12 protein-coding genes are annotated in these 13,449 nt (G+C 57.5%); 1 reads left to right on the top strand and 11 read right to left on the bottom strand.

Annotated features, from left to right (window positions below; genetic code table 11):
- Positions 1-1,322, bottom strand: a 1,322-nt coding sequence (locus tag BN871_RS12110; protein WP_048746245.1) for an MDR family MFS transporter, incomplete at its 3' end; no start/stop codon positions are given.
- Positions 1,323-1,572: 250 nt separating this feature from the next.
- Entirely contained in the window at positions 1,573-2,202 is a 630-nt protein-coding gene (locus tag BN871_RS12105) for a TVP38/TMEM64 family protein (RefSeq protein WP_021880529.1), read from the bottom strand.
- Between the two features lie 431 nt (positions 2,203-2,633).
- Between BN871_RS12105 and BN871_RS12095 the strand changes: the two genes are divergently transcribed.
- Positions 2,634-3,395, top strand: a complete 762-nt coding sequence (locus BN871_RS12095) for a ZIP family metal transporter (RefSeq protein WP_048746242.1) — start codon at positions 2,634-2,636, stop codon at positions 3,393-3,395.
- 835 nt (positions 3,396-4,230) lie between these two features.
- Here BN871_RS12095 and BN871_RS12090 read toward each other — a convergent pair.
- From BN871_RS12090 to BN871_RS12045, 9 genes are all read right to left on the bottom strand, one after another.
- Positions 4,231-5,010 (bottom strand): DsbA family oxidoreductase, encoded by a 780-nt coding sequence (locus BN871_RS12090; RefSeq protein WP_048746240.1) that lies wholly within the window; start codon positions 5,008-5,010, stop codon positions 4,231-4,233.
- A gap of 320 nt (positions 5,011-5,330) precedes the next feature.
- On the bottom strand, positions 5,331-5,705 hold the full coding sequence (locus tag BN871_RS12085) for a helix-turn-helix transcriptional regulator (protein ID WP_021880532.1): 375 nt from the start codon (positions 5,703-5,705) through the stop codon (positions 5,331-5,333).
- 3 nt (positions 5,706-5,708) lie between these two features.
- Positions 5,709-6,143 (bottom strand): SRPBCC domain-containing protein, encoded by a 435-nt coding sequence (locus BN871_RS12080; RefSeq protein ID WP_048746237.1) that lies wholly within the window; start codon positions 6,141-6,143, stop codon positions 5,709-5,711.
- Between the two features lie 299 nt (positions 6,144-6,442).
- Positions 6,443-7,303, bottom strand: coding sequence for a delta-lactam-biosynthetic de-N-acetylase (pdaA, locus tag BN871_RS12075; RefSeq protein WP_021880534.1), 861 nt, complete (start codon positions 7,301-7,303; stop codon positions 6,443-6,445).
- A gap of 265 nt (positions 7,304-7,568) precedes the next feature.
- Positions 7,569-8,462, bottom strand: coding sequence for a hypothetical protein (locus BN871_RS12070; RefSeq protein ID WP_021880535.1), 894 nt, complete (start codon positions 8,460-8,462; stop codon positions 7,569-7,571).
- Between the two features lie 127 nt (positions 8,463-8,589).
- Positions 8,590-10,233, bottom strand: coding sequence for a copper amine oxidase N-terminal domain-containing protein (locus BN871_RS12065; RefSeq protein WP_048746235.1), 1,644 nt, complete (start codon positions 10,231-10,233; stop codon positions 8,590-8,592).
- Between the two features lie 378 nt (positions 10,234-10,611).
- Entirely contained in the window at positions 10,612-12,060 is a 1,449-nt protein-coding gene (locus tag BN871_RS12060) for a SulP family inorganic anion transporter (protein ID WP_021880537.1), read from the bottom strand.
- Positions 12,061-12,519: 459 nt separating this feature from the next.
- Complete coding sequence (locus BN871_RS12050; RefSeq protein ID WP_048746232.1) at positions 12,520-12,918, bottom strand: hypothetical protein; 399 nt, start codon at positions 12,916-12,918, stop codon at positions 12,520-12,522.
- Positions 12,919-13,061: 143 nt separating this feature from the next.
- Positions 13,062-13,449 (bottom strand): ATP-binding cassette domain-containing protein (locus BN871_RS12045; protein ID WP_048746230.1); only part of this gene is annotated, 388 nt, incomplete at its 5' end.

The raw sequence follows: 13,449 nt of genomic DNA, 5'->3' as shown, positions 1-13,449 counted from the left end.
GCATCGGCGCCGGCAGCGGCTCCCGGAGCGGCTGCCGCTCCGCCGAGCAGATCTTTCATGCGGCCGCTGAACAGATGGCTCTGGACGATGCCGAACACCGTAATGCCGAGCGCCATGCCGAGCGAACGCAGGAAGTTCAGCGTCGCGCTGGCCGTTCCCCGGTCCGAGACGGGCACGGAGAAGATGGCCGCATTGCTGAGCACCGAGAACGAGGCGCCGATGCCAAGGCCGACCAGAATCATGAACAGCCTCAGCGTCCAGATGTTCGTTCCCTCGCCAATCGTCGCGAGCAGCACGAGGCCGAGCACGAGGATGGCAAGAGTCGGCATCATGAGGGTCCGGTACTTCAGCTTGGTCATGAGGAAGCCGCCCATCGTGGCCGTCACGACCGAGCCGACCATCATCGGCAGAAGCACGAGGCCGGAGTTGGTCGCTCTTCCTCCCAGCACGCCCTGCACGAAGATCGGAATGTAGACGGATGCCGTCACGAAGGCGGCGCCGCTGAAGATGCCGATCAGATTGCTGGAGAGGAATTCACGGTTGCGGAACATGCCGAACGTAATGATCGGCTCCTTGGCCCGCAGCTCGAACACGACGAACAGAAGGGTGAGTACGGCAAATCCGGCGAACAGGCCGGATATTTGAATGGAATCCCAAGCGTAGGTTTTCCCGCCGAACTCCAGGGCGAACATCAGGCAGACGACCGCTCCGACCAGCGTTGCCGCGCCTCCCCAGTCGATGACCTGCTTGGCATGCTTGGGCGATTCCTTGTAGAAGATCGCGATGAAGGCAAGCGCGATCAAGCCGAGCGGAAGATTGATGTAGAAAACCCATTCCCAATGGATATGGTCCGTAATGTAAGCTCCGAGCAGTGGCCCGAAGATGCTGGAGAGGCCGAATACGGCGCCGAACAGGCCGCCCAGCTTGCCCCTCGCGCCTGCCGGCACGGCATCGAACATGATCGTGAAGGCGATCGGCACGAGCGCTCCGCCCCCGATGCCCTGAATGGCCCGGTATATGGCCAGCTGCTCGATGGAAGTCGCGGTGCCGCAAAGCGCCGAGCCCGCCATGAACACGATGATGCCGAAAATATAGAATCTCTTGCGGCCGTACATATCGGACAGCTTGCCGAAGATCGGCATGCCCGCCATTTCCGCTACCATATACGCCGAAGTGACCCAGACGAATTTGTCCAGTCCTCCAAGCTCGCTGACGATGGTTCCCATAGCCGTCGATACGATCGTCTGGTCCATGGAAGCCATCAGAATGCCGAGCAGCAATCCGGCCACGATGAGGCCCGTGCTGCGTGAGGCTTGCGCCATGATGATCCCCTGCCCTTCCCCTGTCTGTTGCCGGCCGATCAGGCCGGACGCTTCCCCTATTATATCGAGGAGCCTTGCTGCGAAAATCAGTCCGGAGACTGATTTCAGTTGAAACTGAAACAGTCCGGACAAAGATGCTTACCGCAAAGACTTCACGGCTGGCCGATTCATCGGAATCTCCTTAGCATCTGCAACCAGACTAACAAAAACACCCTGACAACTGATTGTCAGGGTGTTTGAAACACGTGAACTAATTTCCGCCTGCGGCTTGAGCTCCGTCCGGAGCGACTTCTTTGCGCATGAAGCGGGCTTCGATTTTTTTGCAGACATACCAGGAGAGCACGATGAACAGGACGACATAGACGAGCTGGAGCGGATCCCGGTAAAAGCGGGCGATGTCATAGCCGACGAAGGAAACGGCCAGCGCCATGACCGCTTTGCCGGCGGCGACGGCGGCAAGAAAACGAAGCACGCTCATGCGGGATACGGCAGCGGCCATGTTCACCAGCACGAACGGACCGACTGGAAACAAGCTAAGGACGAACACATAGCTGAAGCCGTTGCGGCGAATCCAGTCCATGCTGGCCTTCACCTTGGGCTTCGCCGCCCAGCGGCGGGCGATGCGGTGGCCGGCCGCCGTGCGCACCAGCAGGAACGTAGCCATGCAGCCGGCCACCAGGCCGATCCACGAGTATAAAAAGCCGATCCACAGGCCGTATACGGCGGCGTTGACGCCGACGATCAGAATCGTCGGAAGCGGCGGCACGAACGATTTCAGGAAGGTCAGCAGGATGCCTGGGAGCGGTCCGTAGGAACGGTATTCTCCGAGCAGCCGGTGCAGATTTTCTTCCGTCATATAGTCAAGCAGGTCGGATATCATAGTCGATGCCCCTTTGGCCGGCTCTAGCTGCATAAGCTGCAGCTGGCAGGATGATCCTATCCGGTATGCCCATTGTATCGGCAAGCGGCAAGGAAATAAAGTCCCGCCCGGCGCCGAGGGGAGAAGTCCGGACAAGCAGGAAAAACATGTTCCGCACGCGGGCGGCATACTTTGGTACAAAGCTGCCCGTCCGCAGGGCGGCATACTTTGGTACAAAGCTGCCCGTCCGCAGGGCGGCATACTTTGAACAGAGCTGCCCGTCCGCAGGACGGCACGGCTTCAGCGGCGGGCAGACTTTTGGCAATGCCATCGGAATTGAATCGGGAGGGTCCGCGTGTCCAGCCTCCGCTATAAAAGCTACCTTTCGATGCCTTCCGTACAGGCGTAATCAAGCGAACTCTGCCGGCTTGACCGGAGCAAGGAGAACTGCCATGAATCCGATCCTGCTGGGGTCGCTGGCGACGGCCATGTGCACGGCGGTCGGCGCGCTTCCCGCCCTTTTTATCAGCTCCATGACCCATCGCGGCAAAGACGTGCTGCTTGCATTCACGGCCGGCATCATGGTGTCCGCATCGACCTACGGCCTCATTCCAAGCGCTCTCAAGCTGTCCAATCTAGGCGTGCTGACAATTGGCATCCTGCTCGGCACATTCGTGCTTATGCTGCTGGAATTGCTCATTCCGCATACCGACACCGTCCATGGCGAGCTTCCGCAGCCGCTGCACTCGCAGAGCGGCGGATGGTTCGGCCTGGACCGCAATTCCACGCTCTTCCTCACCGCCATGGCGCTGCATAATCTGCCGGAGGGCTTATCCGTCGGCGTCAGCTACAGCAGCGGCGAAATCCAGCTGGGACCGATCGTAGCCGTCAGCATCGGCTTGCAGAATATTCCGGAAGGCTTCCTGACGGCACTGTTCCTGATTACTCAAGGTACAAAACGCGGTTACGCCGTCCTCATGGCTGTCGGAACCGGACTGCTGGAATTCATCGCTGCACTCCTTGGAGGCAGCTTTGCCGCGGCCATAGAGCCGGTCGTCCCTTACGGCCTCGCCTTCGCGGCCGGAGCCATGCTGTTCGTCGTCTACAAGGAGCTGATTCCGGAGAGCCACGGGGATGGACATGCAAGAACCGCGACCCTCTCGTTCATTGCCGGGCTGCTGACGATGATCTCTCTGACCCACGCGCTTGGATAGAAGGAAAACCGCTGAGGTTGGCGATTAGCGGGCACGGCTATATGCGGTTTGGCTATGTTTGGGACGCAGGGGTGCAAGATGTTGAGGGGAGCGAGATGTTGAAGCGAACACGACGTTTTTCCAAATGCTTTCTTACGAATGAGATCCATCGCTCATTCTATCGGACATAGGATCCGTTATTCGCTCGTTTAGCTGCGATTCGGCTGATTATCGGACATACGATCCGTTATTCAGCCGTTTCGGCCTCAAAAACACAGGAAACGGGCCAAATAACGGATCTGATGTCCGATCTCCTTTTTCGCCATTTTCATCCCCATAACGGATCTGATGTCCGATAGATCTCCTTTTTGGCCAGTTTCATCCCCATAACGGGTCTGATGTCCAGTCGAGCAGCCTTTGCTCCAATAAGCTTATGTCATCGTGCCTCGTGTTACTGATTAGTCCCTGATGCCGGGTTCCAATGTCAGGTGTCGGGGCTGGTGTCTGGTTTGTGGTTTGTGGTTTGTGGTTTGTGGTTTGTTGTTTCTGGTTTGTGATTTCTGGTTTGTGGTTTCTAGTGTCTGGTTTCTAGTGCCATGTGTCTGGTGCCTTGTGTCTGGTGCCTTGTGTCTGGTGCCTTGTTCCTTGTTTCTTCTCTTGTTTCTTGTGTCTTGTGTCTGGTGTCTGGTGTCTGGTGCCTTGCTTCTTGTGTCTTGTTTCAGGTGCCTACTAGTCTGCTGTTTCGTGCCTGGCGCCGGGTATCGGATGCCGGATACCGGCTGCCTGGGCTTCCGCCAGACATGTCCATAAAAAAAGAAGAAGCAAGCGGCTTGCGCAGCTTGCTTCTTCACCTTCCTTACTTGCCGCTTGGATCCGGGACAGCGCAGCTCCCGTCCTCGCATGCGTCCCCATCGCTCGCTGCTGCAGGAACGGCGCAGGCTCCATCTCCGCAGTCCCCGCCTGCGGCAGCTCCGGCTTGAACGGAATCGGCGGCAGCGGCCGCGCGCTCCGACCAAGCCTGCTCCAGCGCCTGGAGGAATACGGATGGAGGCTGGGCGCCGGATACGCCGTATTTGCGATCCAGGACGTAAAAAGGAACTCCCTGGATGCCCAGCTCGGAGCCTTCCTGCTCGTCTCTCCTCGTCTCCGCCTCATATCGTCCCGAAGCGAGAACCTCTGCTGCTTCCGCCGCATCAAGCCCTGCTTCAGCTGCCAGCTCCGCCAGCGTCTGGCGGTCTTCGAGCAGCCGTCCCTGTTCGAAGTAGGCACGGAACAACCCTTCGGAAAGGGCGTTGCCCTTGCCCTGCTGCGATGCCCAGTGCATCAGGCGGTGGGCATCGAACGTATTGCCCGTCTTCATCGCGTCAAAATCGAAGGTCAAGCCGAGCTCGGCGGCCTGGCTGCCGACATTCGCATTGCTCGCCTTGGCCTGTTCCAATGGGAATCCGTATTTGCGCGACAGCAGTTCATGAATGCTGGTGCCCGGCACGTGCTTTGCATTCGGGTCCAGCTCGAAGCTGCGGTATACGACCTCGATCTTGTCCCGATGCGGAAACGATTGCAGCGCCAACTCAAACCTTTTCTTGCCGATATAGCAAAACGGACATGCATAGTCGGACCAAATCTCTACCTTCATGCTGCCTTCCTCCCGTTGTTTCGAATCCGTCCACAACTAACTGTAACTAAGTAAGTTACATTATTATAGCATAGCCGGGTTTCGGCGATCAAACGAACGGTCCGAGAGCCCTTGCAGGATGTCCGCCTATGCGGTTCATGCGGATCCCTGAGACGGGAGGCGTTGCCTGCACAACGCTTCACCAAGCTTCATGCACGCCGCCCGGCAGAGCCAGGCACACGCTGCCCGCCCTGCACAACGCTTCACCAAGCTTCATGCACGCCGCCCGGCAGAGCCCGGCACACGCTGCCCGACAGCGACCATGGCATGAATCCCCCGTTCTATTTCCCGTCCTGAGCGGCCGGCTGATCCGATTTCGCGCCGGCTGCTTCATGCTCCGTCTCCGCAATCATCTTCAGCATGCCCAGCTTGTTGTCCCAATAACGTTCGAAGAAGGCGAGCCAGCGCCGAAGCTCCAGCAGAGGATCGGCATTCATCCGGTACCGGGTCTCGCGCCCGACACGCCGTTCGTGAACGAGTCCCGCATCGGATAAAATATGCAGATGCTTGGATACGGCAGCCCTTGTCATGGAAAAATGAGGAGTGATGCCCTTGAGCGGAAACTCCTCCCCGGTACGAAGCAGCTGCAGCAGCTCCCGGCGAGTCGGATCGGCGATCGCCTGAAACACGTCATGCCGCTGTTCCTTCGCTCCCATATGTCAGGAAGGGAACATGCCGGCGAGCTTCTGAACCATTTTCTCCCAGCCGCCGTTCATATGGCCCCGCACCTGGCTGTGAGGCTGTCCGAATTCCGTCCTTCCTTCCTCCAGCCAGCCGGAGTGGATCAAGGTGAATTCCGTCACATCCGGCTCCAGCTCGCGCAGCTCGAACGTGATGGACCATTGTTCTCCCCAGGCGAAGCTAAGCCGGCGTGGAGGCGACAGCTCGGTTACTTTGCATTTGGAATCTCCGAAAGGGCCCGCATGCAGGATGAACTCCGCTCCATCCTCCGGTTTAAACGTATTGGGCATGAACCAGGAGGCGATGCCCTCGGAAGTAGCGGCTTTCTCCCATACGAGAGCGATGGGGGCGTTGATGATCTGGGTCTGACGGATATCGGGCAGCGAGCGGCCCGGTTGCAGGTTTTCGGTCATGAGATACAGCTCCTCTGTGCGTATGAGTATCATTTCCTTATTAGGATACCATATGGTATCCTAAATCGACAATTGGATTTCCCTGTATCTTTCATCCCTTCCCTTCTAGGCGCAGGCGCGCAACTAGCCATCGCTCGTTCAAAAACCTGGACGGACATGCCCTCCCGATGCCTGCAAATCGGAAAAGGGCCAACCAAATAAACCGGTTGACCCCATCCCTTGCACTTGTCCCGAAGATGATGGCTTGCCCATACCTAGCCCTTAAGCTTGCCGTAAGCAGCGGAAGGACGCTTCCGGCTTCAGCGATAAGTCCGCTGCGTGAGCTGATCCAGACTTTTGAACGTGTACCCCTGGCCTCGCGCGGAGTCGATTATTCGTCCGAGAGCTTGCGCATTGTCCCTGGATACCGCGTGAAGCAGCAGGACGGCACCGGGATGAAGCTGGCCCATTACGTTGCTGTAGGCATATTCCGCCCCTTTTTGAGCGGAGGTATCCCAATCCTTGTAGGCGACCGACCAGAACACATTGGTATAGCCGTCCTCCTTGCTCGCCTCCAGCATGCGGTCGCTGAAAATGCCTCTCGGAGGACGCAAATAGTTCATTTCCCGGAAGCCTGTCAGGTCGGCTACCGCTTTTTTCACATCGGCCAGCTCCCGCTTGACCGCATCCGGATGCAGCGTGCTCATATCGGGATGGCTCCAGGAATGGTTGCCGATCAGATGGCCCTCGGAGGCCATCCTCTTGACGAGATCAGGCTCCGTCTTGACATAATGGCCCGTGATGAAAAAGATGGCCGGGACCTTCTTCTCCTTCAATACGTCCAGAATCTGCGCCGTAAGCTTGTCCTTCTCGTACCCGTTGTCGAAGGTCAGATACAGCTCCTTCTCGGCCGTATTGCCGAGAAAAATCGCCTTATGCTTCTCAAGCATCGGCATGAAGCCCTCCTCGGCTATCGAGGGAAGCTGGCCGTTTTTGCTTTTTTTGAAGCCGAAATGGTAGGGCTTGCTCCATCCTGCCGCCGCTTCCTGATTGTGCTCCGCGACGGCGGCATTCCGATTGGACCGCTGCTCAGGGGCAGCGGCTTCCGCTGCCTGAGCGGAAAGAACAAGCATCGCCAGCATGCAGCCGGCCGCTCCCGCCGCTTTGATTCGGGCTTTCATTCATCGTCCGCCTCCTGCCTGATTTAGTTCGCATACCGGGTTGGTATGTGCAGGAAGCGGAAAAAGTATGCGTTGCGGAATGCAGGAGCATGCCTGCGCCGCAAAACGCCGTTCAGGAAGGAACGCACCCGGAAGCATGTATCCTCTTGTGCATAACTTGAATTGTGGATAAGTGGGCAACTTTTTCAATTTCTTCATATTACAGGCTTTCGAACCTGTTCATAGTGTGCACAAATCTGTGTATAACCTTCCGTTTCAGCAAGCCTTACCTTGGGTTCGAGGAGCGCTCCAGCGAATCCAAGCTTGTGTAGACGTAATCGGAGAAAATGCCTCCGTCCTCGGTCTCGTTCGTGCTTACTTTAAAGACGAATCCTTGGCCGCCGTATTCCTTCACGATGAATTGCTTGATGTGCGCATCGCTGCTTCCTTCCAGGAAGAGCGCCGCGTCGCGGAACGGCTCTGGACGCTTCTCCTTGGGAACGTCGGCGAGATCGGCGTCTTTGAACTCTTTCCGCGCTTCTTCCCTCAGATCTTCCGTGTTGAAACCGGAAGGCAGCGGCGCAATGGAAGCTTGCAGGTTGTTTCCCTGTGCCGGATCTCCAAACGACAGCGTTCCGTTTTCGGGATCGAAATCAAGCGCGCTGAACACATACAATCCGAACCCCTTGCCCTGCATGAGGGCGGCCGGCTTCTCCGTCGGAACATTCTGCACGCTCAGCTTGAAGGTTTTCGCCTTGGCCAGCTTGGTCAGGACCAGCTGCTTCACGGAAGCGTCTCCTTCTACCGGCTGTTCCTTATAGATGAAGAAAACCTCGCTCCCTTCGTCGATGCCTTCCGTGCCGACGCCTTCCCCGAGCTGATAAGACTGGGGCTGCCCGTCCGATTGGATCTCGACCGTATGCGGATCGGCCGCTCCGTTGTAGAGGCCGTATTTCCGGTGCTCCGCCTGCTCCGGCAGCGGAGCGGCAGTTGGCGCGACCGAAGGCTCGGCGCTCGGGGCAGGAGTCGGAGACGCTGAAGCGGAGACGACCGGACTGGCCTCCGGCGCAGGACTGGCTTCGCCGCCAGCCGCGCCTTCCGAATTGCCTGCGCCGCAGCCGGCGAGCATAAGCATCAGAACCGCGCTGGACAGCGCGAACGTTTTTGATTTTCTTTTCATTGGGTTTACACCTCCGCTTCTTAAGACGAGCGGGACGATCTCTTGGTTACATTGGAATGGAAAAAGCCGGCTCCGCAGATAGGATCCGCGAAGCCGGCTTGGAGTTGGAACCGGATGAAGACTGGCCTTACATCTTGGAAGTCAGCGTGATGGAGCCGTCGCTGCTGTTGAACATGACGTTCCAGTTCAGCGTTTCAGCGATGAAACGAAGCGGAACGAGCGTGCGGCCGTTTTTGTCGATGACGACTTTGGAGGATACCTTTTTGTTCACACCGTTCAGGGAGAAGGTGTCCTTGCCGGCCCAGAAGCCGAGCTTGTCGGAGCCGGCCATGACCCAGATGCCTTTGGCCGCTTTGTCGTAGCTGACCGTGGCGCCGATGCCTTCGCTGAGGAAGCGCAGCGGAATATACGTCATGCCGTTCCACATAACCGGAGTTGTATCCATTTGAGTCGTCGAGCTGTTCACCTTCAGCTGCTTGCTGTTCAGCTTCATCCAGACCGTCGTCATTTCAGGAGCTGGTGTCGGTGTCGGCGTTGGTGCCGGTGTCGGCGTTACGACCGCAGCGTCCATGAATTTGTCCGGATATTGGGTTACAATCGCATTGCCGAGCGCCTGGCCGACGCCGAAGACGAATTTGAAGCCTTCGCGGTCGGTCGCATAAGCGCCGTCGTAGTTGCCGGCGGCGTATTGGTCGAAGGCGGCTTGGATTTGACCTTCATGCTTCATCAGAGCTTCCGTAGCGGCTGCAGCCGGCAGATTGCCGTTTGTAGCCGTGCCGAGGAAGGCGCCGAAGTCTTTCGTGAAGCTTTCGATGCGGGACTTGACCGCGGCTTTGGCATTGGCGTCGCTCATCTTGACCGCATTGACATAGTCGCTTTGAGCATTGATATGATTCGTTACCCACAGCTTCTCGAAGCCGTCAGCGCCGGCAGCGCCGTACAGGGAACTGATCGCCGCTTTCCAGTCGGCCGTATTCATCGCTTCGGTGCTGATGAGGGCATCGGAATCCTTGGAGCCGTCCAGCTGCTTCTGCATTTGCAGAACCGATAGGGCTACGTGCTCCGATACGAGAGCATTCAGGCTGGAGCGCAGATCGGCGGCTTTCGTATCCGGCGTCGTGTTGTTGAATTTATCCGGCATCTGCTTCGCAATCGCCGTGGAGAGCGCCTTGCTGATGACGAACATCGTTTTGTAGCCTTCGCGGTACTTGCTGTAAGCATCCTTGTAATCGCCTGCTACATACTCGTCGAATACCATCTGGACTTGATCCTCGTGGAGGCGAAGGGCTTGAGCGGCCGCTTCTTTGGGAAGGTTGCCGGCCGTTGCCGTCGCGAGGAAGGAAGAGAATTCATCGACAAAGCTCTGCACTTGGGCTTGAGCCGCTTTTTTGGCTTCCGCGTTGTTCATCTTGACGGCTTTGGCGAATTCGTCGGTCGCCTGGTTGTGGGCGCGGAAGATGCGTTCGAACTCATCCGCTCCCGCTTTGCCGTACAGCGATTCGATCGCCGGTCCCATGTCGATTGCATTCTGATCCAGCGCTTTATAAGCGGCTGCGGCATCCTTGGAGCCTTCGTAAGCTTTTGTCATGGCGACGACTGCAAGAGCAAAGTGCTCGGAGAGCAGCTGGTCCAATCCGGCGCGAAGATCGGCTGCTGGAGTATTGACCGTCGGTTTCATCGATGCGGCATGGACTGGAGCTGCTGCGGCCATTCCGGCTGGGATGAGCAGGGTCAGGCTGAGTACGGGTGCGACCAGTTTTTTGATGTTCATGTTATTCACTCCTCGATTTTTTGGTAGATTTTAGAATGTTGTCCGTCATACTCTTCAACCTCTTTTCATGGAGTGAAACGCGCCTGATTTTGAAAAGGATCACTGTTTGGAGAAAATATTTTTTATATTATTTTTGATGGTTTTACCTGTTTTAACTAGCTGTAATCACGGTTAATTCTATGATTCTATTTATTTTAAGCCTCATTTTCATAATGTTTCCTGTTTTTCAAAATGAAGAACATCCCTTTCCAAAACCACTCTGCGATATTGGTACTAACCGCCTTTGGCGCACCTTCGCTCGGATGTTTCCCGGCTGCAAAAAAGAAAAAGGACTGAGCACAGCCGCTCGAACGGCTGGGTTCAGTCCTTTTCATCTTGTCAGTGGGCTCCGCCGCCAAGACCGATGCGGTCGACGAGGCTGCGGCTCTGCTCGTTGAGCCCTTCAAGCGCAACGCTTTTGCCGGCGGCGGCGTATTTGTCCGCGAGCTTGGCGATCGCGTTGACGGCGGAATGATCCCATACATGGGACTGACCGAAGTCGATCACGACCTCGTCCGGATCATCCGCATAATCGAACTGCTGTACGAACGCCGTCGTTGTGGCGAAGAACAGCTGGCCCGTAACGGAATAGCGCTTGCGGCGACCTTCCATCGTTCCTTCGACCTTCATTCCGGAGATGCGGCGGGCGAAGATCAAGGCGCTGATGACGACACCGGCCATGACTCCATAAGACAGATTGTGCGTCATCACGACGATGATGACCGTCACGGCCATGACGATGCTGTCGCCGATCGGAATCCGCTTCAGCTCCGTCAGGGAACGCCAGTTGAACGTTCCGAAGGACACCATGAACATGACGCCCACGAGCGCGGCCATCGGAATTTCCTTGACGACGCTGCTTAGTACCATGATCAGAATAAGCAGGAAGATGCCCGCTGTGAACGTGGACAGGCGGGTCCGTCCGCCCGATTTGACGTTGATGACCGATTGGCCGATCATCGCGCAGCCTGCCATGCCTCCGAAGAAGCCGGTCACGATATTGGCGATGCCCTGGCCCTTGACCTCCCGGTTCTTGCTGCTCGCCGTGTCGGTCATGTCGTCGACGATATTCGAAGTCAGGAGCGACTCCAGCAAGCCGACCAGAGCGAGCGAGACCGAGTAGGGCAGGATGATCATCAGATTGTCCACATTCGGAACGAAATTCGGCAGGTGGAAGCTCGGCAGCGCGCTCGTGATGTTGCCGATGTCGCCGACGGTGAGGACGTCCAGCTTGAAGCCCATCGTAATCGCCGAGACGACGATGATCGCCGCGAGCGCGGACGGGAACGCCTTGGTCAGACGCGGCAGGCCGTAAATAATAGCCAGCGTCAGGGCGAGCAGCGCATACATGAGCCATCCCTGCCCCCGGAAATGCACGAGCTGCGCGGTGAAGATCAGGATGGCGAGCGCATTGACAAAGCCGTTCATGACTGAATGCGGCACGAAGCGGATCAAGTGCCCCAGCCGCATATAGCCGATCGCCATCTGGATGATGCCGCACAGGACAGTGGCCGCGAACAGATACTCCAAGCCATGGTCGCGGACCAGGTTGACCATGAGCAGCGCCATCGCGCCGGTCGCGGCCGAGATCATCGCGGGCCGACCGCCGAAGAAGGAGATGACGACGGCAATAATGAAGGAGGTGTACAAGCCGATCATCGGATGTACGCCGGCGATGATGGAGAAGGCGATCGCCTCCGGAATCAAGGCGAGGGCGACCGTGATGCCGGACAGAATGTTGGATTTGGGATCGGTGAGCCATTGGTTTTTCCAGCTTGCTGCTTTCAATTCTTTCCCAGACCTCCTGCAGGATGATTTTGGCGACTTTCCAGTCTCAGAAAAGCCGGGGTCCGATGCACTTCGTCCGTAAGCATTATACGGAAAATTCGGATCGAATTGAAGGGGTTTCGGGGTCTCGTTTATGGGCGGGAGGGCTTGAAAAACCTGACAGAGCCAGTGAGCAAAGGCGGAAGCGGCACGCGAAGAGGCTGTGGGAACGGCAGCATCCATTGCAGAAAATCAAGGAACTGCGCGGCCTCGACCAGGTCGAGGAAAGTTCGAGGGAACGGTATGGGCTCGCAACGACGGCGGTCCGGATCGAATCGCGGGCGAGCTGGAGAAATCGGAGCGGCCGGGGCGTTCCCGGGTCCTCGCTATGTTTCGGAGTAAAAACGGCAGGAGGCTTTTCGCCGAAGGCGGAAACCCCTGCCCAGGAACGGGATTTACGGCTTTTGGAGCTCGAAGGGATCACGATTTCTTGAGCTCAAAGCTTTCTTGATGCCCCCCATCCTTGTCGGTCCACTCCATTACGACCATTATCGTGTCCTTCTCGGGAGTGCAGTCATCGCACACGATGCCGGAGGACAAGGTCGGACCGGGCAGGCCGTCCGATCCACGATAGTAAAAATGACCGGGTCCATCGGTCGCGATCGAGAAGGCTTCAATCTCTTTGCGCGCATCCCCTTTGTAGCGGAAAGAATACGTCCCCAACTGCGACTTCTTGCTCTTGACCAAATCCGCTTGGTAGCTTCCTTCCCAGCTGCCGCCGCTCCCTTGGTACCGGATGGTCTGAGACTCTCCGCAGCCTGACAGCAGCACAGCAGCGGCGGCAAGAAGAAGACCGGCTTTTGCTCGGCCTGTTTTCATCGCCATCACTCTCCCTCTATTTCCCATTCTATCAAAAGGCTGGAGCAAATCCGAATCTATCGCTTCAAACGAAAAGCAGAGGATGGAAAATCCCACCCTCTGCTATCCCTGACCGAAGAAAACATCGATCTGTATCCGCCGGCTTAGATTGAATATCCCGTCGCCCGCAGCCGCTCGGAGCCTTCCTCCCCGCCCAAAATGCGGTCCAAAATCAGCTTCTCGTAATGCGCGAAGGCGCTGTCCCGCTCCCGAGGCCGCGCGAGGCGGATCTCGACATCGAGGGAGATCACGCCATCCTCGACGAGAATGACCCGGTCGGCAAGTGCGACCGCCTCGCTCACGTCATGCGTGACGAGCACGGCGGTGAAGCCCTGCTCCTCCCACAGCCGCTCGATGAGGCGCTGCATCTCGATTCGCGTCAGAGCATCGAGCGCGCCGAGCGGCTCGTCGAGCAGCAGCAGTCCCGGCTGCCCCGCGAGTGCTCGCGCCAAAGCGACGCGCTGACGCTGGCCGCCGGACAGGACGCCCGGC

Source organism: Paenibacillus sp. P22, assembly GCF_000469945.2.
Taxonomy (GTDB): domain Bacteria; phylum Bacillota; class Bacilli; order Paenibacillales; family Paenibacillaceae; genus Paenibacillus_O; species Paenibacillus_O humicus.
The sequence above is the reverse complement of the archived record's forward strand: the minus strand, read 5'-3'. Positions and strand labels throughout refer to the sequence as shown.

Coding starts and splice junctions, on each gene's coding strand:
- BN871_RS12050 (WP_048746232.1), bottom strand. CDS start 12,918: ATGAAAACAGGCCGAGCAAAAGCCGGTCTTCTTCTTGCCGCCGCTGCT.
- BN871_RS12095 (WP_048746242.1), top strand. CDS start 2,634: ATGAATCCGATCCTGCTGGGGTCGCTGGCGACGGCCATGTGCACGGCG.
- BN871_RS12090 (WP_048746240.1), bottom strand. CDS start 5,010: ATGAAGGTAGAGATTTGGTCCGACTATGCATGTCCGTTTTGCTATATC.
- BN871_RS12085 (WP_021880532.1), bottom strand. CDS start 5,705: ATGGGAGCGAAGGAACAGCGGCATGACGTGTTTCAGGCGATCGCCGAT.
- pdaA (WP_021880534.1), bottom strand. CDS start 7,303: ATGAAAGCCCGAATCAAAGCGGCGGGAGCGGCCGGCTGCATGCTGGCG.
- BN871_RS12105 (WP_021880529.1), bottom strand. CDS start 2,202: ATGATATCCGACCTGCTTGACTATATGACGGAAGAAAATCTGCACCGG.
- BN871_RS12065 (WP_048746235.1), bottom strand. CDS start 10,233: ATGAACATCAAAAAACTGGTCGCACCCGTACTCAGCCTGACCCTGCTC.
- BN871_RS12080 (WP_048746237.1), bottom strand. CDS start 6,143: ATGACCGAAAACCTGCAACCGGGCCGCTCGCTGCCCGATATCCGTCAG.
- BN871_RS12070 (WP_021880535.1), bottom strand. CDS start 8,462: ATGAAAAGAAAATCAAAAACGTTCGCGCTGTCCAGCGCGGTTCTGATG.